Origin of the sequence: Pseudoalteromonas sp. '520P1 No. 423' (assembly GCF_001269985.1) — a bacterium.
In the GTDB taxonomy this organism is placed as follows: Bacteria; Pseudomonadota; Gammaproteobacteria; order Enterobacterales; family Alteromonadaceae; genus Pseudoalteromonas.
Genome location: NZ_BBZB01000002.1, coordinates 850961 through 877565, shown reverse-complemented (window position 1 = coordinate 877565; position 26605 = coordinate 850961). Strand labels below are relative to the sequence as shown.

26 protein-coding genes and 1 pseudogene are annotated in these 26605 nt (G+C 34.0%); 19 read left to right on the top strand and 8 right to left on the bottom strand.

Going from position 1 to position 26605, the window contains the following annotated elements; genetic code table 11:
- The first annotated feature begins 3 nt into the window (after nt 1–3).
- The 8 genes from hisD to PSA_RS22310 all read left to right on the top strand — a co-directional run bounded on the left by hisD (nt 4) and on the right by PSA_RS22310 (nt 6788).
- Complete coding sequence (gene hisD, locus PSA_RS22345) at nt 4–1299, top strand: histidinol dehydrogenase (protein ID WP_042148426.1); 1296 nt, start codon at nt 4–6, stop codon at nt 1297–1299.
- Nucleotides 1299–2393 carry a histidinol-phosphate transaminase gene (gene hisC, locus PSA_RS22340; protein ID WP_042148428.1) on the top strand — a complete coding sequence of 365 codons (1095 nt, stop codon included), beginning with the start codon at nt 1299–1301 and terminating at the stop codon, nt 2391–2393. Before hisD ends, hisC begins: the two co-directional genes overlap by 1 nt.
- A gap of 2 nt (nt 2394–2395) precedes the next feature.
- The gene (gene hisB / locus PSA_RS22335; RefSeq protein ID WP_042148431.1) at nt 2396–3457 is read left to right on the top strand and encodes a bifunctional histidinol-phosphatase/imidazoleglycerol-phosphate dehydratase HisB; all 1062 of its coding nucleotides are present in this window, start codon (nt 2396–2398) and stop codon (nt 3455–3457) included.
- Nucleotides 3458–3467: 10 nt separating this feature from the next.
- On the top strand, nt 3468–4058 hold the full coding sequence (hisH, locus tag PSA_RS22330) for an imidazole glycerol phosphate synthase subunit HisH (protein ID WP_042148434.1): 591 nt from the start codon (nt 3468–3470) through the stop codon (nt 4056–4058).
- Between the two features lie 14 nt (nt 4059–4072).
- Nucleotides 4073–4795: a 1-(5-phosphoribosyl)-5-[(5-phosphoribosylamino)methylideneamino]imidazole-4-carboxamide isomerase gene (gene hisA, locus PSA_RS22325; protein WP_042148437.1), complete on the top strand. Its 723-nt coding sequence runs from the start codon at nt 4073–4075 to the stop codon at nt 4793–4795.
- Entirely contained in the window at nt 4788–5564 is a 777-nt protein-coding gene (gene hisF, locus PSA_RS22320) for an imidazole glycerol phosphate synthase subunit HisF (protein WP_042148440.1), read from the top strand. The genes hisA and hisF overlap by 8 nt, the downstream gene beginning before the upstream one ends.
- Complete coding sequence (gene hisIE, locus PSA_RS22315; protein WP_042148443.1) at nt 5558–6169, top strand: bifunctional phosphoribosyl-AMP cyclohydrolase/phosphoribosyl-ATP diphosphatase HisIE; 612 nt, start codon at nt 5558–5560, stop codon at nt 6167–6169. Before hisF ends, hisIE begins: the two co-directional genes overlap by 7 nt.
- A gap of 112 nt (nt 6170–6281) precedes the next feature.
- The gene (locus tag PSA_RS22310; RefSeq protein ID WP_042148445.1) at nt 6282–6788 is read left to right on the top strand and encodes a hypothetical protein; all 507 of its coding nucleotides are present in this window, start codon (nt 6282–6284) and stop codon (nt 6786–6788) included.
- Between the two features lie 47 nt (nt 6789–6835).
- Here the strand turns inward: PSA_RS22310 and PSA_RS22305 are convergent, their stop codons facing one another.
- Entirely contained in the window at nt 6836–7873 is a 1038-nt protein-coding gene (locus tag PSA_RS22305) for a S1C family serine protease (RefSeq protein WP_042148447.1), read from the bottom strand.
- Between the two features lie 98 nt (nt 7874–7971).
- On the opposite strand from PSA_RS22305, the gene PSA_RS22300 reads away from it, so the two are divergent.
- From PSA_RS22300 to ilvN, 10 genes and pseudogenes are all read left to right on the top strand, one after another.
- Nucleotides 7972–8160 (top strand): DUF1289 domain-containing protein, encoded by a 189-nt coding sequence (locus PSA_RS22300; protein WP_042148450.1) that lies wholly within the window; start codon nt 7972–7974, stop codon nt 8158–8160.
- A gap of 95 nt (nt 8161–8255) precedes the next feature.
- Nucleotides 8256–9791, top strand: coding sequence for a GGDEF domain-containing protein (locus tag PSA_RS22295; RefSeq protein ID WP_042148453.1), 1536 nt, complete (start codon nt 8256–8258; stop codon nt 9789–9791).
- A 57-nt stretch (nt 9792–9848) separates the two neighbouring features.
- The gene (gene ppnN, locus PSA_RS22290) at nt 9849–11201 is read left to right on the top strand and encodes a nucleotide 5'-monophosphate nucleosidase PpnN (RefSeq protein ID WP_042148455.1); all 1353 of its coding nucleotides are present in this window, start codon (nt 9849–9851) and stop codon (nt 11199–11201) included.
- A gap of 216 nt (nt 11202–11417) precedes the next feature.
- On the top strand, nt 11418–12197 hold the full coding sequence (gene xni / locus PSA_RS22285) for a flap endonuclease Xni (protein ID WP_042148458.1): 780 nt from the start codon (nt 11418–11420) through the stop codon (nt 12195–12197).
- A 7-nt stretch (nt 12198–12204) separates the two neighbouring features.
- Nucleotides 12205–12594, top strand: a complete 390-nt coding sequence (locus PSA_RS22280; protein ID WP_042148460.1) for a DUF3192 domain-containing protein — start codon at nt 12205–12207, stop codon at nt 12592–12594.
- Nucleotides 12587–14332, top strand: coding sequence for a hypothetical protein (locus PSA_RS22275; RefSeq protein ID WP_042148463.1), 1746 nt, complete (start codon nt 12587–12589; stop codon nt 14330–14332). The genes PSA_RS22280 and PSA_RS22275 overlap by 8 nt, the downstream gene beginning before the upstream one ends.
- Nucleotides 14333–14425: 93 nt before the next feature.
- Nucleotides 14426–14614 carry an isocitrate/isopropylmalate family dehydrogenase gene (locus PSA_RS27395; protein ID WP_052380107.1) on the top strand — a complete coding sequence of 63 codons (189 nt, stop codon included), beginning with the start codon at nt 14426–14428 and terminating at the stop codon, nt 14612–14614.
- A 178-nt stretch (nt 14615–14792) separates the two neighbouring features.
- Nucleotides 14793–14927: pseudogene (locus PSA_RS27390) on the top strand (isocitrate/isopropylmalate family dehydrogenase); the annotation flags it as partial.
- A gap of 423 nt (nt 14928–15350) precedes the next feature.
- Nucleotides 15351–17075: an acetolactate synthase 3 large subunit gene (locus tag PSA_RS22260; protein ID WP_042148466.1), complete on the top strand. Its 1725-nt coding sequence runs from the start codon at nt 15351–15353 to the stop codon at nt 17073–17075.
- Complete coding sequence (gene ilvN / locus PSA_RS22255; RefSeq protein WP_042148469.1) at nt 17075–17575, top strand: acetolactate synthase small subunit; 501 nt, start codon at nt 17075–17077, stop codon at nt 17573–17575. Before PSA_RS22260 ends, ilvN begins: the two co-directional genes overlap by 1 nt.
- 80 nt (nt 17576–17655) lie before the next feature.
- Here the strand turns inward: ilvN and PSA_RS22250 are convergent, their stop codons facing one another.
- The 6 genes from PSA_RS22250 to PSA_RS22235 all read right to left on the bottom strand — a co-directional run bounded on the left by PSA_RS22250 (nt 17656) and on the right by PSA_RS22235 (nt 22358).
- Nucleotides 17656–17931, bottom strand: a complete 276-nt coding sequence (locus PSA_RS22250) for an HU family DNA-binding protein (RefSeq protein WP_042148472.1) — start codon at nt 17929–17931, stop codon at nt 17656–17658.
- A gap of 112 nt (nt 17932–18043) precedes the next feature.
- On the bottom strand, nt 18044–18175 hold the full coding sequence (locus PSA_RS26960; RefSeq protein WP_269432870.1) for a hypothetical protein: 132 nt from the start codon (nt 18173–18175) through the stop codon (nt 18044–18046).
- Between the two features lie 313 nt (nt 18176–18488).
- On the bottom strand, nt 18489–18575 hold the full coding sequence (locus PSA_RS26955; protein WP_269432886.1) for an MGMT family protein: 87 nt from the start codon (nt 18573–18575) through the stop codon (nt 18489–18491).
- Nucleotides 18576–18627: 52 nt separating this feature from the next.
- The gene (locus tag PSA_RS22245; RefSeq protein ID WP_042148475.1) at nt 18628–20694 is read right to left on the bottom strand and encodes a polysaccharide biosynthesis tyrosine autokinase; all 2067 of its coding nucleotides are present in this window, start codon (nt 20692–20694) and stop codon (nt 18628–18630) included.
- 3 nt (nt 20695–20697) lie between these two features.
- Nucleotides 20698–21219: a polysaccharide biosynthesis/export family protein gene (locus PSA_RS22240; RefSeq protein ID WP_042148478.1), complete on the bottom strand. Its 522-nt coding sequence runs from the start codon at nt 21217–21219 to the stop codon at nt 20698–20700.
- Entirely contained in the window at nt 21213–22358 is a 1146-nt protein-coding gene (locus PSA_RS22235) for a hypothetical protein (protein ID WP_042148481.1), read from the bottom strand. Before PSA_RS22235 ends, PSA_RS22240 begins: the two co-directional genes overlap by 7 nt.
- 415 nt (nt 22359–22773) lie before the next feature.
- Here PSA_RS22235 and PSA_RS22230 point away from each other — a divergent pair, with 415 nt between their 5' ends.
- Complete coding sequence (locus PSA_RS22230; protein ID WP_042148484.1) at nt 22774–25749, top strand: TonB-dependent receptor; 2976 nt, start codon at nt 22774–22776, stop codon at nt 25747–25749.
- A 101-nt stretch (nt 25750–25850) separates the two neighbouring features.
- Here PSA_RS22230 and PSA_RS22225 read toward each other — a convergent pair whose 3' ends face one another.
- Nucleotides 25851–26294, bottom strand: a complete 444-nt coding sequence (locus PSA_RS22225) for a hypothetical protein (protein ID WP_042148486.1) — start codon at nt 26292–26294, stop codon at nt 25851–25853.
- Nucleotides 26295–26605: the final 311 nt, after the last annotated feature.

The following is a 26605-nucleotide window of genomic DNA, read 5'->3' as shown; positions in this document are numbered from 1 at the left end:
CACGTGTTTAAGTGGAATGAGGAAACAAGTACTTCGCAGGAATCAATTTTACAGCGCCCTGCTATTGCCATAAGCACTGATATTAAATCGACGACACAAGCGATTTTAGATCAAGTAAAGCAACAAGGCGATGAAGCACTTATTAAATTGGCACAAAAGTTTGATAATGTATCAGAGCTTGATTTATTAGTATCTGCTGATGATATTGAACAGTCAGAATCTTTGATATCAATCGAGTTAAAACAAGCTATTGAAAGCGCATATAAAAATATTTTAGCTTTTCACACAATACAGCAACCTAAAGATGTCATGTTAGAGACTATCCCAGGTGTTTTATGTGAGCTTAAGTATCAAGCAATCGAATCTGTTGGTATTTATGTACCCGGTGGCAGTGCACCATTACCTTCATCTGTATTAATGCAAGGTGTACTGGCCCAATTAAGTGGTGCAAAAACAGTCGTATTGGCAACACCGGTAAAAAATGAAGATAAATTAAATCCTGCAATTTTATATGCAGCTAAATTATGTGGTATTAAAACCATTTTAAAATCAGGTGGTGCCGGTGCAATTGCAGCTATGGCATTTGGTACCCGAAGTATTCCTAAAGTAAATAAGATTTTTGGACCAGGAAATGCATTTGTCACGATGGCAAAACAACTGGTATCACAACAAGTACCAGGATTAGCGATTGATATGCCTGCAGGCCCTTCTGAAGTATTGGTTATTGCAGATCAAAGAGCTAATCCTGACTTTATTGCTGCTGATTTGTTATCTCAAGCAGAACACGGTGCTGACTCTCAGGTTATTTTAGTATCAAATTGTGAACAAATAATTGAACAAACTAAAGTTGCATTAAGCCAGCAAATCAAAATACTTTCCAGAGCTGAAACAGCACTGGCTGCACTTGAAAACTCGGCTTTTATTTTAGTTAATTCAATTGAGCAGGCTTTTGAAGTCTCTGCAAACTATGGTCCGGAGCACTTGATATTGCAATTAGGTTCTTGTGAGCCGTATTTGCCGCTCGTTAAAAATGTAGGTTCAGTGTTTGTAGGTGACTATAGCCCAGAATCTGCAGGTGACTATGCATCAGGTACTAATCACGTATTACCCACTTATGGTTATTCGAAAGTTTGCTCTAGTTTAAATTTATTAGACTTTTACCGTACATACACAGTGCAAACACTTACTAAGCAAGGTTTAACTGATTTATCTAAAGCGATATTACCTATAGCACAAGCTGAAGGGTTAGATGCACACGCAAAAGCGGTGAGCATTAGACTAGAACAAGGAGAAGGCTAATGTCTGATGTAAAACCAAATCAAAAATCTGGGTTATTACCTGAATATATAGCACATTTAACTGCATACAGCTCGGCAAAAAGTGAAAAGCTGACAGGGTCAACTTGGTTAAATGCCAATGAAAACCCCTATGCAAAAAATATCACGATTAGTGCTGATGATTTAAATCGCTATCCAGAACCTCAGCCTGAAAATGTGATTTCTCGTTATGCAAATTATGCTCAAGTAAATACAAACCAAGTTTTAATGACCCGTGGTGCAGATGAAGGCATTGAGTTATTAATTCGTACTTTCTGTGAACCAGGTAAAGACAGTATCGCATTATTTTTACCTACTTATGGCATGTATAAAGTCAGTGCACAAAGTCACAATATTAGTTTGAATGCGCTATCACAATTGGATTTACAGTCAGATTCAATAGCGCAATTAGTCGAAAAAATTGGTGATTCAAAATTAGTATTTATTTGTAACCCAAATAATCCGACAGGTGCTTTAGTAGATACCAAAAGAATACAGGCATTATCGGATGCACTACCAAGTAATACTATTTTAGTTGTTGATGAAGCTTACATAGAATTTTGTAGTGATTATTCAAGTACAATGCTAATCAATGAAATAACAAATATCGTTGTTTTACGTACCTTATCTAAAGCATTTGCATTAGCAGGGCTAAGATGTGGCTTCACTTTAGCTTCAACAACCATTTTAGCAGCGATGAAAAAGGTCATAGCGCCCTATCCTGTGTCAACCGTTGCCGCAACTATTGCAAAAAATGCCCTAGAGAATGACGCTATTACTAGCATGCGACGACAGGTCAATATTTTAAATAAACTCAAATGTGAACTGACAGATTGGCTTGATACTTCACCTCAAGTGGAACAAGTTCTAAGTGGGTCAGGTAATTTTGTAACTTTAAAACTAACAAGCGCAGCATATATTCAAGTAGCGAGTGAAATGGGATTGATCATGCGCCCTTTCAATCTATTTGATAGTGATACTTGGTTAAGAATTAGCATAGGCAGTAACTCAGAATTAGCTCAAGTAAAAATTTGGCTTGATACCATAAATAAAAACAATTTAAGCAGTAAGAGATAATCATGCAAAAACCATATTTATTCATAGACCGTGACGGTACTTTAATTGATGAACCAATTGAAGATAAGCAAGTTGATACCTTAGCTAAAGTTAAATTAGAGCCAGGTGTTATTACTGCTTTGTTACAGCTACAACAAGCAGGATATACCTTAGTAATGGTTTCAAACCAAGATGGTTTAGGCTCTGATAGCTTTCCGACTGCTGATTTTGATCTTGCGCAAGATAAAATGATGGAAATTTTTACCACTCAAGGCATTTCTTTTGAGTCAGTATTAATATGCCCACATTTTGATGAACAAAATTGTGATTGCAGAAAACCTAAAACAGGATTACTAACCAGCTTAATGCAATCTGGCAAAGTAGATTTAGCTAAATCTTATGTGATTGGTGATAGAGAAACCGATATTGGTCTAGCTAAAAACTTATGCTGTGAAGGGATTTTATATGACGGCGATTGGCAAAAGATAGTTACTAAATTAACGACTTTAAACCGTGAAGCAAGTATCAGCCGAGATACCAAAGAAACACAAATCTCTGTGAAGTTAAATTTAGATGAGTCTGCAAAAGGTAATATAAGTACTGGTTTAGGTTTTTTTGATCATATGTTAGATCAAATCAAAACCCATGGTAACTTTATGTTAGATATCAAAGCTAAAGGTGACTTACATATAGATGAGCATCACTTAGTAGAAGATATCGGCATCGCTTTAGGTCAAGCACTTAAAAAAGCATTAGGCACGAAATCTCAAATTGCACGATATGGTTTTGCCCTTCCTATGGATGAATGTTTAGCGCAAGCACAAATTGATTTATCAGGCCGCGCTTCATTTGTTTTAAATGCTAATTTTAGTAGAGAAAAAACCGGTGATTTAGATGTACAAATGGTTGAGCATTTCTTTAAAAGCTTAAGTGATAATGCCGATTTAAGTTTAATTTTGAGCGTCAGTGATGGTAATTGCCATCACCAGGTTGAAGGGTTATTTAAGGTATTTGCCAGAGCACTACGCATGGCAATAACACAAGATAAAAGTCAAAGTTTAGCCAGCTCTAAAGGATGTTTGTAAGGAGATGTCAGTGTTAGCAATTATAGATACGGGATGTGCAAATATCAATTCAGTCAGGTTTGCCTTTGAACGCTTAGGTGTAACACCTGATGTCATTACTGATGTTAAGCAAGTTAAGTCCGCTGAACGCATTATTTTACCGGGTGTTGGTCACGCTTCGGTGGCAATGGACAGATTAATATCTGGTGGGTGGCTTGAAGCAATTAATACCTTTGAAAGACCCATAATGGGGATTTGCTTAGGAATGCAATTATTATGTGAGCATTCATCAGAAGGTAATATAAACACGCTAGGTAAAATTAAGGGCAATGTATCTCAGTTAGAAGTTGGTCAACTGACAAGCCCACATATGGGGTGGAACAATCTGAATATTCTTAAGCCTCACGCTTTAACAAAAGGAGTGTCTAGTGATGATCAGGTTTACTTTGTCCATAGTTTTGCGCATCAAGTAAATGACTGTACGTTAGCATCAACCCAATATGGTCAAGAATTTTCTGCCATAGTGGCACAAGATAATATCGCTGGGATGCAATTTCACCCAGAGCGCTCAGCTAAAGTTGGCTCAAAACTGTTACAAAACTTTTTAGATTGGCAAATTTAGGTTTATAAAAAATTATGATTATTCCAGCATTAGATGTATTACAAAACAAAATTGTGCGTTTATACCAAGGTAAATATGATACAGCTCAGTTTTACCCGTTTGAACTTTCACAGCGCCTAAAAGAATATGCTCAATCAGGGGCTAAACAATTACATTTAGTTGATTTAGAAGGTGCACGTGATCCGAGTAAAAAACAATGGCAACATATTCAAAACGCATTAAAAGAGCTCAAAGTACCTTTTCAAATCGGAGGCGGCATACGAAGCGAATCGGATATCTCCACTTGGCTAGACTCAGGAGCATCCCAAGTTGTGATTGGCTCTATGGCTGTAGAGAAACGCCAAGAAGTCAGCGAATGGATCAATAAATTTGGTCCTGCTCACTTTGTGATTGCATTGGATGTTAATAAAACTGATTCTGGCTGGTTACCAGCAACACATGGTTGGCTAGAGGCATCTAAATACAATCTTTTTGAGTTAGTCGCTTTTTACTTATCAGTTGGTATTACAGACTTTCTATGTACGGACATCAGTAAAGATGGCACGATGACTGGACCTTCATTTGCCTTATATGAAGATCTGATAAACGAGTTTCCTCAGATAAAAGTACAAGCATCAGGCGGCGTAAGCTCACTTGAAGATATCAAAAAACTAAATGAACTTGGTGTATCGGGTATTATTTTAGGCAAATCATTATTAGATAACGCGTTTACCGTTGAGGAGGCAATAGATGCTTAGCAAACGCATAATTCCTTGCTTAGATGTTAAAAATGGTCAAGTAGTTAAAGGCGTTAAATTTAAAGGCCATGAAGTCGTTGGTGAAATATTAGATTTAGCCAAAGCTTATAGTGATGCTGGCGCTGATGAACTGGTATTTTATGAGATCAGTGCCAGTGTAGAAAAACGCTTATTAGATTTAACTTGGGTTGAAACCATAGCAAAAAATATAGATATTCCATTTTGTGTTGCCGGTGGTATTAAATCTGTATCAGATGCTGCCCGTGTTTTAAAACAAGGTGCAGATAAAATAAGTATTAACAGCCCGGCAATTGCTAAGCCTGAACTTATCAAAGAGTTACATGATGAATTTGGCAAGCAATGTGTTGTTGTAGGTATAGATAGCTTTTATGATGAAAAAACTAACGAATACCTCGTTTATCAACTCACTGGCGATCCAAATGCCACAAGTAGAACACGATATAAAACATTAGACTGGGTAAAAAAAGTACAAGAATTAGGTGCTGGTGAGATTGTACTTAACTGCATGAATCAAGATGGTGTTCGAAATGGTTATGATATTGAACAATTGAATAAAGTACGCAACATTTGTTCTTTACCTATCATAGCCTCAGGTGGTGCAGGTTCAATGGCTGATTTTAAAAATGTTTTTGAGCAAGCCAATGTTGATGGTGCGCTCGCTGCAAGCGTGTTTCATAAAGACATAATAAAAATACCTGAACTTAAACAATATTTAGCTCAAAATAAAATAGCGACAAGATTATGTTAATAAATACAAATAATATAAAAGAAATAGATTTTTCAAAAAGTGAACTTATTCCAGCAATTGTTCAAGACAAAAATACTGGCATCATTTTAATGCAAGGATTTATGAACTATGAAGCGATGGAAAAAACATTAGACTGCAATATGGTTACTTTCTACAGTCGATCAAAGCAAAGATTATGGACAAAAGGTGAATCATCAGATAATTATCTTATAGTGAAAGAAGTGCACACAGATTGTGACTTTGACTCTATTTTAATATTAGCTGAACCAAAAGGTCCAACGTGTCATTTAGGTACCCAGAGTTGTTTTGGAAATGCAAAACCCGAACTTGCTTTTGTCGCCCAGCTTAATCAAATTATTTCACAACGTAAAAATGACGATCCAAAGGAAAGCTATACAGCCTCATTATTTGCAAAAGATATTAGCAGAAGTGCCCAAAAAGTTGGTGAAGAAGGTGTAGAAGTCGCCCTTGCGGCAGTAAAACAAGATATTGATGAATTAAAGAATGAATCGGCTGATTTACTATATCACTTATTAGTACTACTTCAACGAAGTGAAACTGATATTAGTCAAGTAGTGAAAGTGCTCGAGCAACGTCATAAATAGTATTATCTTGTGATTAAAATCAAAAAAGGCACAAGTTTGATGCCTTTTCTTTTTATTAAACAATATAAAAGGTATGCTTGTAAAAGCTAAATTATCTACCAAGGATAGAAAAATGAAACCTTATATCGCACTCATAGCTGCATCTTTCGCATTAAGCGGCTGCGTTAATACTTTATCTTCAGAACAACAAGCACAAATCGGTAACATGTCATCGTGTGATAAAATTCAAGGGTTATTAACTTCATTTAATAATGAATTTGCTCCATTGAAAAAAAGTCGTGTCAAAAACAAATATATGGAAGTTTGGCAAGCAAGTTATAACTTAGTTGGAGAAAACTGCCAAATATCTAAATCAAATAACAATGCAATTAATTACATGTGTCAGCAAAATTTTTCAGAGAAAGACCAGGCAATTGCTATTTATTCTCAAGCAACAAGTTTTACACAGTCTTGTTTAAAAAATGACAAATGGAAGGTAAAAACTGACAATAATAAAAACTCAGTACGCACTACTTATTACTTAAATGAACAATCGCCTAGTATTTCAATTCATTCGGGAAAAACATTAGCTAAATTAAATGATGTTTGGATGGTATCTTTTGAAGTAGGAAAAAGATAAATCTGTACAATATAGTTCCTTTTTGGAGCCATAATTAAATAGTATTTTTATATAAGTTTTATTTTCAAATTTGGCTTTTCAGCAGATAATTCAATAATATGACCATTTCTTAATATCTTAAATGATATTCTCTTACCTTTTTCAACATTTTTCAAATAGTTAGCCATACTTAAATAATTACTTGCATCGCCTGTTATGTAAATATCACCTACTGCAAGTAAAATATCGCCACCTAAGATCATTTGTTGGCCTTCAATTTCAGCTTCTAATACACCGCCTTTTAAACCGACTTTATCCGCAAAGCTTTGTTTTGCAACTTTCTCAATTAACAAACCAGACTTTTGAGGCACATTTAGTGCCTTCGCTACTCCAGTTGGTAGTACCGTAAACTCTAAACCAAACCAAATTGTAGGTTGTTCAATTAAGATTCTTTTAACCATATTACTACTAGCAGCAAAGCCTAAGCCTTCATTACCACCAGATTGCGTTTCGATATAACTTACAACACCAATAAGCTCACCTTTACTATTAAATAGTGGGCCACCAGAGTTACCCTGGTTAATGGCTGCATCAGTCTGTAAAAACTCAATTTCGCCCTTACCTAAACCTTTTTGTGTACGGCGACCACTTAAGTGACCAACAGTTAATGTATGGCTTAATCCATAGGGCGTGCCAATGACGAAGACTTCTTCACCTATTTTAGTCTTTTCTGAATTTGCTATTTTAATTGCTGGAAAGTCTGACTCATTCGTAATTAATTTAATTAATGCAATATCTGCAGCTTGATAACTCGATAAGACTTTTGCTTTAAACTGCCCTTTACCTTGAACTTCAACAGTTAGCTCATCAGCACTGTTTACAACATGCGCAGCTGTTAAAATTAAACCTTCTGAATTTATCAGCGTGCCTGTACCTAAACTACTTGAAGTAAAAGAGACTAATTCATTATTCTGGGCTCTTACTTGCTCAGTATCTGAGTAAATTATGACAACAGATTCATCAAGTTTTTCATATAATTTACTGTAATCCTTAGCTGATACAAAAAAGCTTAAAAATATAAATCCCCAAGCAATAACTTTTAGCATACTTTTCCCTTTAATATGTTATAAAAAATTCGTCTATAATGATAACATAGTCAATAAAGATGTAACTGAGTTCAACAGAGCTAATTTAAAAGAAAATAATGCCAAAAATTAAAAAGACACAATATAAAACAGCGTGTATCGGACAGTGCTATCGTTTGAAAGGTTTTTGCGAAGGCTGTGGTCGAACAGATACTGAGATCCAAGATTGGATCCTATTAACGCAAAGAGAAAGAGACCAAATTTTAAAAATGCCAATCTCGCTGAATATCATAAATAATAAAGATTAGCTAAAATACTTACTACGCGGTTTAGCTTTTATCTTATTTACGTATACTATAAAAGTTATTATTGTTAATTTCACTGGAAAGGAAGACGGAAGTTAGTGTCAAATCAATTAGAAACCTTACAAAACAAACTAAATAAAGCAATCAAAAATAGAGATATTATTGAAACAGCAAGGCAATCTCAGCTTGGTACCTTAACGCAGTTTGTTGCAAAGTTATCCCTTGTTTGTAAAGGCCAAGATTTAGAACTTGATAATAAACTAGCTAAATTTCGAGCATTATTAAATAAAGGTGTCGATTTTGAAGTGTTATCTCCTTTCATTGATGAAATTTCAAGTATTTTAAAAGCACAAGTAACCAAACAAGACTCTAACATCAGACAACTCCAGCAAAGTGTCAATGATGCAGGTAAAAAATTACAAAAAACTAAAGGGGTACCTGATGACCTCCGCCGCAGTCTAAGAAACCTGCTGTCTAATGATTTAGATGGTATTAAAGCCACTTCTGACTTCATTCCTTTACTATCAAAACTTGTCGAAATTTACCATCAAGTGCTTAGTAATAAACATGGTAATTTAAATTCCGAACAACCTCAATTGGCGCCAAATTTAGCGCAAGAGCTATTAAACTTAACAAGTGAACTGGCTTTTGAAGGACTAAATGCCCTTGAGTTTGAAAAAATAAAAGCACTGATCAGTCAAGATTTTAAGCTTGAAGTATTATTAGACGCGTGCATTAGTATTATCCGCATTATCATTTCCAGTATTTCTAAAGAAAGAGATACGGCGCAGCAATTTTTACTCAATGTGAATGAGACGCTCACGCTGTTGCATCAAACACTGCTAGATTCAGTGCAACGCTCAAAAGAAGTTGGTCATAAAATGGCTGATTTAAATAAAAAAATTGAGTTAAAAATTTCTCAACTTTCATCTGAAACAGAAGAAGCGTCAACAATTGATTCTTTAAAAATGATTGTTGGCCAAAAACTCGAAGCATTAACACTCGATATTAAGTTTAAAGAAGACCTTGAGCTATCAGAGAGAGAGTCATTAGCCAATACACTCAAAGAGATGCAAAACAAAATAAACTCTTTAGAAAATGAGACTAGTGACTATAAAGAAAGATTAGCAGAACAACGATTTAAAAGCTTACAAGATAGCTTAACAAAATTACCAAATCGCGCAGCTTATGATGAAAGAATTGAATTAGAATACAATACTTTTAAAAGAAGTCATCATGATTTATGTTTAGTTGTCATTGATATTGATCATTTCAAAAGTGTAAATGATACATTTGGTCATAGTGCCGGAGATAAAACACTGCAAGTCCTCGCCAATGCTCTTAAAAAGTCAGTGCGAGTTACAGACTTTATTGCCCGCTTTGGCGGTGAAGAATTTGTGATTATTATGCCTAATTCAGATCTAAAACAAATTGCAGCACCACTTGAAAAAATCAGGAAAACGATTAAAGCGATTCCTTTTAAATTTAAAAGTAAAAACCTGCGGATCACTATATCACTGGGTGCAAGTCAATTTAAAGTTAATGACAGCATACTCGAGGTCTTTGATCGTGCAGATGCAGCACTGTATGAAGCTAAAAATTCAGGTAGAGATCGTATAATTTTTAAAAAATAATCGCATTTATTAAATTAAAAACTATATTTAAATTATATAGTTATTTAAGGAATGCGTATGAGTATACAATTAAACCCTATAGGTATATTAGATCTACTTTCACAATTGGAAGTAGATTCTCTTAAAAAATCTTCAACCAGCAATTTATATACGCTATTTAGAAATTGCTCATTAGCTGTATTAAATGTTGGCAGCCATACCGATTCAAGTTCTGAAATATACGAAAATTATAAAAATTTCGATATAAACCTATTATGCCGAGAACGCGGCATCAAAATTGAATTACATAACCCTCCTGAAACCGCTTTCGTGGATGGACAAATTATTAGAGGTATTCACGAGCATTTATTTTCTGTTATTCGAGATATTTTATTTATTCAAAGTAAATACGATAATAACCGCATTAATCTGACTGACTCAAACCATATTACCCATGTGGTATTTGATATGCTGCGTAATGCCAATGCCCTACCCATCAAAAAAGAGCCCAATATGATTGTCTGTTGGGGTGGACACTCTATTGCTGATAATGAATACAGATATACCAAAGAGGTTGGCTACCAACTTGGATTAAGGGGATTAAATATATGTACTGGATGTGGGCCAGGTGCAATGAAAGGTCCAATGAAAGGTGCAACTATCGGTCATGCTAAACAAAGGATCCGTGATAACCGTTATGTTGGTCTAACTGAACCCAGCATTATCGCAGCAGAACCACCAAATCCAATCGTAAACGAACTTACTATTTTACCTGATATAGAAAAAAGGTTAGAAGCATTTGTAAGGATCAGCCACGGGATCATTATTTTCCCAGGAGGTGCAGGTACAGCAGAAGAATTATTATACCTATTAGGTATATTACTTCATCCTGCCAACGAGCAGCAGTGTTTACCTGTTATATTAACAGGTCCTAAAGAAAGTAAAGCCTACTTTGATGAAATCTCTCTTTTTGTGCAAAAAACACTCGGTGATAGTGCCCTTGCAAAATTTAAAGTCATTATTGATGATCCTAATGCTGTTGCTGCTTATTTAAAACAAGAAATGGTAAAAGTAAGAGAGTACCGTAAAGAAAAAGGTGATGCCTATCATTTTAATTGGACACTAAAGATAGAACCGGAATTTCAATTACCTTTTGCCCCAACTCATGACAATATGTCCAACTTAAACTTACATTTATCGCAACCAGCACAACAACTTGCTGCTAATTTAAGACGTGCATTTTCAGGTATAGTTGCAGGGAATGTTAAAGATGAGGGCATTCAAGAAATTAAAAGAAATGGCCCATTTGAAATACAAGGAGATCCTGATTTGATGAAAGATATGGATAGTCTTTTAAAAGCTTTTGTTAAACAAGGCAGAATGAAGTTACCCGGCTCAGCATATATACCTTGTTATAAAATTAAAGTCTGAAAATAATATTTGTTCAATTACGCCGCTTTTACTGATAATTATTGAAGAAATCGTTAAAATAATATGATTAAGGGCGCGTAATAATAATTCTATTAAGTTAGCCATCTAATTTAAATTGGAATTAAGCCCACACACCAATCACAGTAATGTATTAGATGTCAAAAGCAAATACTTTGCAGTCGTTTGGTTTATAAATAAAGGGCTAAACAAAAAACAATGTCAACAAACGTATTATTAATAGATGCTTTAAATTTAATTAGGCGTATTTATGCAGTAGATAGTAGCCATAAGCACTTAACTGATGAACAAATAATAAACTCGGCTCATCAAAGGGTTATGAATGCGACAAATAAACTATTAAAACTATCACAAGCCACACATGCTATTGCAGTATTTGATGGTGATAAAAGCTGGCGTTATACCTACTATGAAAACTATAAACAAAATAGAAATGAAATGCCAACAGCACTTAAAAACAGCCTTAGTACTTTTAAGCAAGGTTTCAATGATGCAGGGATTATGTCATTTTCACCAGAGCAAGATGAAGCTGACGATATTATAGCAACGCTTGCTACTAAAATATCAGGTCAAAACATTCCGTGCACTATTATCTCTACAGATAAAGGTTTTTTACCTTTACTGGATCAGCATATTTCAATATATGATTATTTTTCGAAAAAGTTCATCACACCCCTTGATATCAAGGATAAATTTAATTTACCAATTGACAAATTAGTAGAGTTTTGGGCTTTAGCAGGCGATAATACCAATGATATACCTGGTGTCAAAGGGATAGGTAAGAGAACAGCATTAACGATATTAACCGAAAATGCCAGTGTAGAATCAGCTTTAGCCAGTGACAATTTACCAGATAAGATAAAAATAAAACTGACAAACTCAATATCTGATTTTATAACTGCAAAGGTTTTAGTTACATTACGTACAGATATAAATCTAGGATTTTCATTAAAGCAATTAAGAGTAAAACTGAGTTAAAAAACTTATGACAAAAAAGATTTTTCGATACATTTTATTAGGCTTAGGTGTTTACGCGGTTTTAGCTGCTTCAGTGATGTTGTTTTATAAAGATGACCCTGCAACCATGAATTGGCAAGATCGCCAGTCATACAATAAACGCTTCATTTCTAATTTAAAGCTTAAAAATCCAAGATATTCTGATACCGTTATCGAAACTTTAGGATCTCCAGATCTGACTTTTGCAAAGAAAACCCCTACTGATACATATCAAATTTTGTATTACCGTACTCAGCATATGAAATCAGATGGCATCACAACAGTAGATGAGTGTACAGGTTTAATGTTTAAAAATAATTTACTCATTGCTTGGGGACCTGGCGCTGATAAAGCATACGAAAATATTTCACATGAATAAATTATCAGCCAAAGAGCTTGTTATTTTAGTCAGTGAAACACAAACTTTATTAGGTTTGTATTATCACAAAGATAAATGGAAAAGTATCTTTCCAACAATTAGCCTCTTATCTGAAAAGTTTGATCAATTTTATGAGTTAAATCCAAATGCAATGCAAGCTAGGCTCAGTTTTTATTTGGAAAAACAAGGTTATACAACAAACCTTGTTATTAACCAAATCATCATCGTATTATGTATTTGTCATAGTTTAGGTATCAATCACGTTATACGCCAGCAACTCATTTCAGCGTGTTTATGCCAGTATATATGCATTCAAAAAGAAAATAATGCCATTGCGTCTAATCAAAAAATATCATCTCAAGGATTGAAGCTTTATAAACTTCGTAATACCCTGGCACTCAAGTTAATGAACTATGCTCAAATACCACAAGGAATAATACACACCGTATTTAATAATCTAACATTATATAAGCAAGTAATTTTAGGAAAAAACCAAAGCGCATTAATTGATATCAATACACTCATCATTAGTATTTCAACACTAATATCAAAAGAAATTACATTAGCAAAAAACAATAAAGCAAAAAGCTTAACCGCTGCTATTTCCACTTTATATATAAGTTGCGATCAGTCTAATGTACAAACTATTTTAAAGAAGCTTTTAAATTATTTACCTTGTGTTATGCCCGGTACTAAAATCAGTACTAAGCCAGATTGCTATCATATTGGACAATTCTATAAAAAAGATAACATTATTAACTTATGTTTTACGATCCCAGAGGCTGAGAACTCAAGCAAAGGGCGCTTTTCTTTAACAAAAGATCAGACACAGCAGAATCGTGTACAGCATATTTGTTATGATCAGGGTGTTATATTTAAAATATGGTTTGAGGCTTTGGCAAATATTACCTCAAAGAATGAACTCTTAATCAAAGAAACTTTAAGCTGCAAAGTACCATTAGACAATATTGAATTACTAAAAAGCAGTCTTAATGCTAAAAATAACCATTCGGTTGAAGAATTATGTGAGTTATTAAATAACTATCCTTATATTTCACACTCATTATGTTTACTTGCTTCAAAAGCAAATAGAACAGAACAGCTTATAGGTTCAATACGTCACGCTATCATGATGTTAGGGGCAAATCGTACACCTCTATTAATACTAAAAATAATATTAGAGTTACAATTAGATGCCTTAGGCATTGCTCAATCGTTTAATTTAAAGAATAAAGTGCAATCACTCATACTAGCATGTGAGCAGGCAGCACAGGAAATTTATGATTTTCTACCTGAAGAAGCAAGCTTATGCATTTTAAATTATTGTTATCTTATTTTAGCTGAAAAAAACAACCAAATACATACGCTAAGTGTTAGCAAAAATGATTTAAATCTAGACTCTCCTTTTTTAATAGAAACACTTTTAGGTATTAAAACTGTATCAGATCATTCAACAGCCAATATTCAAAATAACATGTCTAAAGAATGGCTTGACGCTATCAGTGCTCTGAAAAAAAAATCAGCACGTGATTCAATATCAAAACCTTCCAATCATTTATATTGTTTAGGTTTAGCCCTACTTTGTATTAATCAAATTTACGAACCAGATTATGATTTTGATGCTTACACCAATGAGTTTATCGCCAAGGCAGTGAAAAGTTTAAAACTTGAAAGTATTGATAGGTATCTGAATACTTTATTAGAACAAAACTTCTGTAATCGAATAGATGTGAATTAATTTAACTATTAACAAAAGCAAAAAGTAACTAAAAAACCCCCTGAGTCGTTATAAGTATACTTTAAATCTTTATTCCAATTTAAAGGATGTTTAATGGCTAAGCGAACCATAACAGTAATAAAAGGCGAAGGTTTTACTTCAATAAATGTAACCTTAAGAAAAAAATTCAATTTATTCGCAAATGTCAGACCTGTAAACTCATTTATTGGTACCAAAGCACGTTATGATAATATAGATATCATTAATGTACGTGGAAATTCACAGGCATTTATTCATGGGTAGGGAAAACAGAAAAAAATTAACCACAGTTCACAAAGCAAATATTCTTAAATCTACTTCAGGTTTATTCCTTAAAATCGCCAGAGAAAAAGCACAAAAGTATTCTCAGATTAAATCAACTTAAATGATTGTTGATGCAACTGGTATGAAGCTTGTAATGACACCTGAAGAATTTGACGTAAATCTATTTGGTGATATTTTATCAGATTTATGTGCTGGTTTATTGGGTGGTTTAGGCATGGCACCAGGTGCTAACATAGGCGAAGATATTGCAATTTTTGAAACCGTTCATGGAAGTTCTCCAGATATTGCAGGCGGAAGTCACAGTACAACTGATTTCACACCATCTGTAATAGAAAGATTATAGTTTAAATACGATAACCCTTAATAACTAGTACAAAGGGTTTTTTATACTCAAAATAGCCAGAGTAGCATAAATAATTCAATTAATATTACAGCGCATAATTTATCCCTATAAGATATGAATGGCAACAATTAAAACATTATCTATTCATTTTGAAAACTTACTTGACATTAGAGTGAAAAAAACATAAAAATACGTTAATTAAAATTTAATAGTATTTAAACATGAAATTAGCATTTATTCTTATCAACATTCTCGTCCTGGTCACTTTAGTGCTACCAGAGTCTTGTTGATGTGAAAAGCTAATGAATGAATAAAGCCTCCGCATCTAACGGAGGTTTTTTTTTGCCTAATTTTAGGGAATGAGGAATTAAAATGAGTGATCAAAAAATGTCAGGGGCGGCATTGTTAATTAGAGCCCTAAAAGAATTAAATACAGAGTATATTTTTGGCTATCCTGGAGGATCTGTTTTAGATATATATGATGCACTCTTTGTACAGGATGACGTAAAACATATTTTAGTTCGTCACGAACAAGCCGCAACACATATGGCAGATGGCTACTCACGTGCAACAGGTGAAGTAGGTGTTATATTAGCCACTTCAGGCCCTGGCGCAACAAACTGTGTAACCGGCATAGCAACAGCTTATATGGACTCTATCCCTATGGTTGTATTATCTGGCCAAGTGCCTACAAGTTTAATTGGAGATGATGCATTTCAAGAAACCGATATTGTTGGTTGTTCACGCCCAATCGTAAAACATAGCTTTAACTGTAGAGATGCCCATAAGATCCCAGAGATCGTAGCTAAAGCTTTTTATTTAGCTAAGTCTGGTCGACCTGGCCCTGTCGTAGTTGAGCTACCGAAGGATATTTTAAATCCTGAATTGAAGTTTGATTTTGAGATGCCTGAAAATATAAAAATGCGCTCATATAACCCTACAAATAAAGGACATCCAAAACAAATAAAAAAAGCAGTTAACGCAGTTTTAAATGCCAAAAAGTTAGTCATTTACTCTGGTGGTGGTGTTGTATTATCAGATACTGCAGAGCAACTAACACACTTAGTAGAGTCTTTGAACGCACCTATTACAAATACACTTATGGGCTTAGGTGGTATCGATGGAACTCATCCTAATTTTGTTGGCATGTTAGGAATGCATGGCTCGCTTGAAGCAAATAAAGCAATGGCGGGTGCTGATGTAATATTAGCGTTAGGTGTGCGATTTGACGATCGTGTTACCAATAATGTAAATAAATTTTGTCCACATGCAACAATTGTACATGTTGATGTTGATCCGACTTCCATATCTAAAACAATTCATGCGCATGTTCCCGTTGTAGGCGACCTTAAAACAGTATTTGACCAGCTACAAACTGAAATTGATAGTAGTGATATACAAATAGACCGTGCAGCACAAGAAGATTGGTGGCGCCAAATTAATAACTGGCGAGATCAAAAATGCATGAGTTATTCAAAGGACTCTGACAAAATTAAGCCACAAACAGTCATTGAAACCTTATATAAAGTGACCAATGGCGAAGCTTATATCAGCTCAGATGTCGGCCAACACCAAATGTTTGCAGCACAGTATTATCCATTTGCGAAACCGAGACAATGGATTAATTCAGGTGGTTTAGGCACGATGGGCTTTGGTTTACCTGCTGCTATGGGTGTTAAACTGGCGTTCCCAGATAAGGAATCTGTTGTTGTAACGGGTGATGGTTCTATTCAAATGAATATCCAAGAATTATCAACGTGTATGCAGTATGGATTACCCGTAAAAATAGTATCACTTAATAACCGCTCTTTAGGCATGGTAAGACAATGGCAAGATATGGTTTATTCTGGCCGACATTCATTTTCTTATATGGAATCACTTCCTGATTTTGTTAAATTAGCTGAAAGTTATGGGCATGTTGGTATTCGAGTTGATCATATTGACGAGTTAGAGCCGGCATTAGCTAAAGCTATGTCAATTAAAGATAGATTAGTATTTTTAGATATTAATATAGATGAAACAGAGCATGTATACCCAATGCAAATAAAAACAGGTGCTATTGATGATATGTGGCTTAAGAAAGGAGTAAAAGCATAATGCGTCGTATTTTATCCATTATTTTAGAAAATGAACCAGGTGCACTTTCACGTATTATTGGACTATTTTCACAACGTGCTTATAACATTGATAGTTTGACTGTCGGAACCACTGATGATAAATCAATTTCAAGAATTACGATTACAACACAAGGCAGTGAAAAAATTCTAGAACAAATTACTAAACAAGTTAATAAACTTGTAGATGTATTAAAAATAATTGATTTAACCGAAGTCAGTCACATCGAGCGAGAATTAATACTCATAAAAGTAACTGCGGCTAATGAAAAGGCAAGAGCTGCTGTAACGCGTGTTACGGATGTATTTGGAGGTTCAATTCTAGACATGGGAAAATCGACTTATACATTGCAGTTGGTAAGTAGTACAGAAAAGCTCGCTTCTTTTATTGATTCTTTAAAAAATGAAACGGATGTTATTGAAGTTGTCAGATCTGGCGCACTTGGTTTAAACCGAGGAGATAAAGCATTACGGGTTTCTTAATAGAATTGGTATAACCCACAAAATAAAGACAAAAAAAGGCTTGATATAATCAAGCCTTTTTAAATTTAATAAATTAATTATTAAGCGTTAACAGTGTCTTTTAATGTTTTACCGGCTTTGAAGCCAGGAACATTAGCAGCTGCTATTTGGATTTCAGCACCTGTCTGTGGATTACGACCCGTTCTTGCTGCACGCTCTTTTACTGAGAATGTACCAAAACCAACTAAAGCAACTGAATTACCTTCTTTTAAAGAATCAGATACAGCGCCAGTAAATGCGTCAAGCGCGCGACTTGCTGCTGCTTTTGAAATTTCTGCATCTTCTGCGATTTTGTCAACTAATTGAGATTTGTTCATCTTTAGAATTCCTATCTTTATTATTTTAAGCTTTTGTTGGACCTATATTTATGTATTTTTAAAGAGTTAGCAATAGCTAAAGTAAACTTTTTTAATGAAAAACATAATTAAATTACATATTTTCTCTAAAATAGGGAAATGCGCGGGAAAATAATGCTTTTGTTAACTCAAACCCTAGGTAACACCCCGCCATGCTTACAACTGGAAGCATGAGTAAAATAAATAAATATGTAATATCTGTCATTGGAGCCCCTTTAAAAATCTAGGAATTTAAATCAAAATTAATCATGATTTAAATCTTTAATACATACTTAGTCGTAACTGATATTGAAAAGGTTTAAAAATTTTTGAAGTTTTTTAGAAAATATTACGCTGATAAAAAACTAAAGACACCAAAGATAGAGTTTAAGATTAATTTTTTCATTATTAAAATGAATCCCTTCGTCTACAAGTAATGCAAATTGTGTTTTATAGCTCTCGCTATCTAATGGAAATGAAATACGCCATTGTGCGTTAACACGCGATGCCAAGGCAGTTTAGAACCCTCAGGTAATGATTTATGTAGCGCCTATAAAACGTGCTAATCCAGGTAACCCTGCAAATCTAGCAACTTCCCCATATGTAGTAACTTTGCCACAGGGTATCGATTAAATGACTTGCCAGAACAGTTTTTGTTTATATACTGTTGAAGATTTATTAAGCTCTTTTTGTTGAACCATAATAATAATTTTGTTTATCATATTTTACACGGTTTAATATTACACCATTAATTTTAGTATCAGATTGGTTTAATAGCTCTAAATCATGGTTAAGTTTAGCCACTGAATTTTTTTGAATATCAACAACAAGTGTTAAACCACCCACATGTTTACTTATCATAAGCGCATCACTGACCGACAAAATAGGCGGACACTCTAATATCACGCGATCATATTTATTTTGCAGCGCTATCAGCAGATTCTCAAACCGTTTCATAGATAAGAATAGTAATGGATTCATTGGTCTAAGACCTGAAGCTAATACATCTACATTAATATTTTCATCTTTAAAAATACACTCATCAAAACTATGAGTTTGTGCTAATAAATTTGTTAAGCCGGGCCTGTGCCTGGGTTCATTAAGCGCAACGGCAATTGAAGGGTCCCTTAAATCCGCATCAATAATAATTACCTTCTCTAATTCTGAAAATGATTTAGCTAATTGTAAGCAGGTACTTGATTTACCTTCATTAGGTGTTAAAGAGCTGATAGCGATTAATTTTTGTTTGTTAAGCTCTCTATCTAAAGAAATTTTAGTACGAATTGATCGAATACATTCTTCATAAATATCAAACTGCTTACCATTACCAGAAATAATTGGTAGAGACTTATTTTTACCGCGACGTCGTACTTTTGGGACCTCGCCAATAACTTTATAACCGTAATGATGTGCAATTTGCCTAAATTTACGATGTGCATCAGCAAAGAAATGTAAAATCACAACAAGTAATACAGAAAGCATAAAACCCATAACTAAAGATAATACTGCTAATAAAGCTTTTTTAGGTTTAATTGGGTGTTTAGGTATCACTGCAGGATCAACAACGATTATCCCTCCGCCTCTATTAATATCATTTAATAGCTCAGCTTCTTTTTGTTTAGCGGTTATTGTTGCTAATAAAGTGATATTGGCATCTATATTTCTTTTAATTTTATCAAAGTTAATTCTTTTAGTGATCGCTTGTTCTAATTTTGCATTGGCATCTTTTAACTTTAGTTGAATTGAGTCTATTAAATGCTGAACTTCTTTCATTCTAATAGCATATTTATTAATAACAGTGTTAATTTCAGATTTTATTTGTTCTTGTGTATCTAAAATTTTATTTTCAATATATTGATATTTTGGATGTTTATGTAAATATCTGAGTTTAATTTGTGATAGCTGAGCTTGCTGAGTTGATTCTTGTTGCGTTAATGCTCGGATCATTTTTGAATTAGCAATTTCAAAAATGTTCATAATATGTCCTTGTGTGCCTTTCGCTGATTGTATTTTATCATCTATACGTTTTAACTTTTCTTGTTCGAGCTTTAGTAATCTTAACTCTTTATATAATTGGCTAATTTCTAACTTAGATAACTCAACTAAGCTTGTTATATCCACAACATTATTTTCTGTACGGTATTGCTTTAGGTTATCTTCTTCTTCAAGTAATTTGTTTTTAACATCTTCTATTTTAGAATTGATCCAATCACCACTTTTTTCATTATCATGACGCATCAAATTTGCTTGATAGCTAACAAAATTATTTGCTATGGTATTAACAACTAATGCCGTAAATTGTGGAAACTCACTTTCATAAGCAATTTCCAACATATTAGTTTTAGAGACAGTAGTAATTTTTAAATTTTTCTGAAGTTGAAATTCATCCCACTTTTGTTTTTTTGCAGTATGTAATAAAGATGAAGTATCTTCTAATCGCGATATAATTTCTTTTGCAAATTGTTTTGATTTTAATAACTTGATTGTTGTATCTAATTCTTCATTAGATGAAGAAACACCTGACATCAAAGATTGAAGAGGATTACTGGCTTTTTCACCTTTAACCATAATTGTTGTTGAAGAACTATATACTTCAGGCATTTTATCAATAACAACAAGGCCAGTTAAAAATACCGAGGATGTGACAACTAAGATAAACCACTTTTTCATCCAAAAAAGCGAAATTAGATCAGCCAGATCTATTTCGTCATCTATGGGTTTAAAGTTAGCTTCTTGTTGAACCATAAATTAAAAGAAACTCTTTTCTATTTTGATCACGTCACCAGGCAAAATAATTGTTGAAGATTTTGCTAGAAAGGTCGACTTATCGATCCCTCTTTGAATTGTCCATGTTTTACGCGATGCCCTGTCTTTTAATCCACCAGAAAGTGCGATAACTTGCTCCAATGTGATATCAGGCTGATATTTATAACTTCCAGGATTACGCACTTCTCCATAAATAAAAAAAGGACGATAACTTGAAACTTGAATAGAAACACTCGGTGACACTAAATAACCGTCTTTTAATAATCCCTCTAGATGAGATTTGGCTTCTTTTTGTGTCAACCCACTCAAATTAACACTACCAAGAAGCGGTAAATCAACTAACCCTTGTTGGCTAATTTGCCCCGAATAAGCCAAATCACTCTCTTGATATACAGATATAGATAAGCTATCACCCGGACCAAATTCATACCCTTGCGATATACCTAAACTATAAGCTGGAAATACAAGGCTACATATAAAAATTATCAGACTAAATTTTACCATGTGTATGCTAACTCCATATTTAAGCTAGTTTGATTTATCTTAATTTTTCTATTGTCATTTCTTGATTGAGCGTCTGTTATTTTATGAAACTGTACATTTGAATTAAGCTGCATTCCTGAAATAACACGCCAAGACCAAGATAATGACACTAGGTTTTTATTATATTCTCGAAAAGTTTGTTCAAAACTTTTCTTTTGTTTTTTCAACATAAGACTTAACAAATGCGTTTTAGATAACTTATGCGACCAATTTAATTGATAATCTGTATTTAATTGAGTCAAAGTATCGTTAGAGAATGAAATTTCGGAACGCTGAGAAGTAGAAATGTTTACATGGTTTTGTTCTGATATGCTCCATTTATCCGATGCTAGCCAATAATACCCATCATTACTTGAGTCACCTTCACGCTTAAATATACCTGCTATAAAACTTAGGTTATGTGAACCGCCTACCAAAGTTTTCAAACCCGCTCCAAACTCTTGTAAGTCAGTATTTTTATCTGCGCGTTTACCTTGGCTTAATTTTACATTGGCTAATAAGTGGGTGTCTTCTGAGATCTGATGACCGTATGTTGACGAAATTGCTTTTGTTTCATTTTGACTTAACTGAGACCTACTTATGCCTTGTTCACTTTGATTATAGCTAAGGCTTATATTTAAAAATTGACTTTTATGATCTCGACCAATATTTAAATCTATTTTAGCTAAATCATTTTTTAATGTAATCAAAGATGCAGGTTGATCTACAAACTCAGCTCCTTCTTGACCTGACAAAGTTTCATTTTTTGATTTATTCAATAATAAATCAGCTGAAGCTTGTTCTAATAAAAAGAAATGTATATTAGGTGAAACAGAATATCCTACAGCATTGAGTTGTGACTGCTCTAAATAAGATTTTTGATTTAGCATAATAGGAAGAGATACAGCAAAACCTTCAAATAATCTTAAAAGTTTATAATTTGCACTGAGGCGCCCCGCACTATCAGACACTTGATTTGAGGTTTGATTATATAAATTATCTGTGTGCTCTAATGAAAAAGAAGTCTTAAATTCATTGATTTCCTTATCCCAAACCACATTTGCTTGGACAAAACTACTTATCAGTAAAAGCCAAATACTACATGCTGCGAATAACTTCAAAATACTCTCTTGCAATGTTAGGGCTTAAAAACCAGTGTAAACGTATTAATTTGTTACAAGTATAATACATTTGTCACTATAAACATACTAGGTGTTATCGTTACAAATATTAAATACTTTAATAAAAAAACTGATTTTTAAAGAAAATAAAGTAACAAAGAAATTAATACCCAAAATTGATTAAATTGCATTCTGAAACAGTCTGAATTACACACTATTAACAGGCAATATTCATGCATATTAAATAGTCTATTCATATAGTTTTACACGTCCCCATTTAGTCATTTATTTTAGTTTAGCGTTTCAAAAAATATACAAAAAAGCTTTACATGTTACCACTTAGTAACATATATTCACATTTAGATATATTGTATACAATATATCTAAATACTAATTAGCTTTAGGGAAGCTTAAAATGAAAAATAATAATTTAAAAATAAAAGCAGCAGCACTTGCTGTGGCAGCAGTGTTATCGGTGAGTTCGTTATCGTCATTAGCTGCTGACGCATTTAATGGTGTTGTTCAAGGCATTGTTAATACAAGTAATAATCAAATGGCAGCAGGCGCCGTTATTACTTTAAAACATAAAGGCAAAGGCATAACTCGAAAAATAACAGTCGATCAAGATGGTAGTTATGTTTTAAGAAAGTTACCGATTGGTCATTGGACGATGTCAATTGAAAAAGATGGCTATCAACTACTACAAGAACAAGACGTTCATGTAAAAATTGGTTCTGATTTCATTTACAACGGTTTATTAGTACAAAATGGTACTGATATTGAGCGCATAGCAGTATCAGGTAGTAAAATATCAAGAGTAAATACATCATCTTCAACGGGTGGAATTACAGTTACAAGTGATGAGTTAGCCTATTTACCGGTTGATAACGGTTTTGAAAATATCGCTTTATTATCACCAGGTGCTGGCGCGAACTCAGAATTCGATGCAGCAAGTATTGGTGGCGCATCTTCAGCTGAGAACGGTTATTACCTTAATGGTCTAAATGTTACTTCTATCCGTCGTGGTATCGGTTCTCTTGATTTACCATTTGAAGCAATTGCACAAACTGAAATCAAAAATGGTGGTGTTGAACCTGAATTTGGTGGCGCGATGGGTGGTATTGTTAATGCTATTTCAAAATCAGGTAGTAATGAGTTTGAATTTGGTATGCAGTTAAGAACAGATCCTGACTTTGCAAGAAGCCAACATAGTAACTTAATGTTATCTGATGGCACTGTTGCAGGTTACGGTGCCAGTGAAGATGATAAAGAAACTTACAATGAAGCAAGAATATGGGCAAGCGGCGCATTAATTGACGATAAATTATTTGCTTATGCTTTATTTTCTCCGCAGAGAGATAATTATGAAAATGCTAAAACAACCACATTAAATGATGGCAGTGATGATTCAGATCAGTGGTTTGCAAAATTAGACTATTATATAAATGACAACCATTCTGTTGAATTTACTGGTATTAACTTTGAAAATAATGGTTCTGGACAAACTTATGGTTATGAATCGCTAACAAGTGATCGCGGTGAATATAAAGGCGATTATAAAACAAAATCTGGTGGCCAAGTATTTGGCGTTAAATATACAGGTTTATTAACCGATGATATTTCGATTGATGTGATAGCCGGTAGAACAAAAGAAAAAGATTATAACAGCGCAACGAGCCCGTTACCTTCAGTTTATGACGAACGCAGTGGTTCAACAGTAACATTAAGTGATCATACTTCAAGTACTATTACTGATGGCACTTATGTTCGTGATCAATTCCGTATAGATTTAAATTGGGATCTTGAAGATCACTCATTAAAATTTGGTTTAGACAGTTACGATATTGATGTTAACTACGCTGAAACACAAAATGGTGCGGGTGATGCGAAAGGTTGGTGGACAATTGCAACTGCTGGTGAAGCTGACCGTTCAGGTCAAGTAAGCGGTGAAGATTATGTAGAACAACGTATTCGTACAACTTTTACAGATTCTAAAGTATCTTCAATGGCACTTTACGCACAAGATTCATGGCAAGTTAATGACGAATTAGTGCTTAACTTAGGTGTGCGTGTTTCAAATATTTCAAACACAGTATCTGATGGCCGTAAATATGTAGATATCAAAAACCAAATTGCACCACGTTTACAAGCAATTTACGATGTATCAGGTGATGGCACAGCTAAGGTATTTGCAACATTTGGTCGCTACTTCCAACCTGTTTCTGCCAATATGAATATCAAGCAAGGTGCAACACAAAGAGAAACGTTAAGTTATTATGAATTAGGCGATGTAGACGCAAATGGCACACCTATATTATTAGCTGATGGTTCACCCTCACGCGGTGGTGCATTACGTGATACTTTTGTACGTCAAGCAGGTATTGATGATCCTAACCTAATTGTTTCTGATAACTTAGATAGTATGTATTCAGATGAATTTACCTTAGGTTACCAACAAGAAGTATTTGATGGTGATATGACATTTGGTGTTCGTGCTACTTACAGAGAACTAAAACGCTCTGTAGAAGATACAGATGTAGGTCCAGTATTACGTAAATGGTTTGAAGAAAATGGTATAACAGATGAAGTTGGTCAATGGGGTTATTATGTATTACTAAATCCTGGTGCTGATTTAAATATGGTTTATGACTTTGACCAAGACGGTACACCAGAAAACATCAATATCTCGGCAGCTGAATTAGATTTGCCAGCACCAAAAAGAAAATATGGCTCTCTTGAATTTACTTTAGATGGTTCTGTAACAGAAGACTTAACAATTAACTCTTCATACACTTGGTCACACAGCTGGGGTAATACTGAAGGTTTAGTTAAAACGGATAATGGTCAAGCAGATCCAGGTTGGACTACATCATATGATTACGGCGATCTAATGGATCACAGTAGTGGTGATTTACCAAATGATCGACGCCATTCATTTAAAGTAAGTGGTTCATACCGTATCACGGAAGATTTATCTTTAGGTTTTGCAAGTCGCATAAACTCAGGTACACCTGTAAGTAAATTAAGCTGGCATCCATTTGATGAAGGTCGTTGTGCTGAAGGTAATATCTGGGATTCTTGTATCAGTTATTACTATGATGATGCCTCTTTCTATGATGCTGATGGTAAGCCTGCACCACGTGGTTCAGCTGGCCGTACGCCTTGGACTAAAGAAATTGATTTATCATTACTTTACCAAACAGAAATGTTTGATGGTAATTTAAGTCTTAAAGCATCTATCTATAACTTATTTAATGAAGATACTGCGACTTCTTATATCCAAAAACATCAAGCTAACTCAGATAGTAACGCTGTTAATGCTGAATGGGGCACAACAAATCGCCGCTTAGCATCACGATACATGTCTTTAACTGCACGATATACTTTCTAATATTTCCCGTATTAAAAAATATCATTTGTTGTCGAAGCCCCGAAAGGGGCTTTTTTAATAAACATTTTAATTGTATTAATCAATTAGTTAGATTGAAACTATCACTCATCATATGAGTACATATCAATTTTATTAAAATCAAATACTTTTGTTTTTAACTCATCGAAAGATGAACTAAGTTCGTAAACAACACATGTTCGAATTTTTAATCCGTTTGCCATTTCTAAGTCGATACCAAAGCGACTGTCTTTTTGCCATATAAATAATGAATGAAGATCACTCAAGCTATACTCAATGCAATCTATCGTTAATGTATTAGCCTCTAAATTAACGCTTAATTTTTGAGGTGATTTTTTTACCTTAATCACACGACCTATTAGCCACATCACTATAAAAGGTATGGCTCCTAACAAAAAGATAGCTTTACCCCATAGGTTATCAGGAATGCTATTTTTGAATATAAAAAAAGGAATACACACTAATAATAAAAGTAATGGCTCGAGTAGAGGACGAAAAGCGTGCTTATTTGTAAAACGATATACCATATCCAATGCCTCCTTTATTGCTAACGAGCCGGTAGAATTACTCGTTTTTATGAATTTTTTACAATTAGAATGAAACAAGTTTGACTGTCTTAATTTAGTGATCTTAATTTATTGAAACGCTATTATTTGGTTAGATATCTTGTATTTTAGCTATAAAGATAAAAGCCCATATATAATGGTTTAAACTAACAACCGATTAAAAAACGATATCACAGATATAAAATTCCACATAAATTCAAATACTAAGCTGTTTTTACTATTAAATCAAACCTGTCAAAAAACAGAAGATGAAAAAAAACGGCCAATAAGAC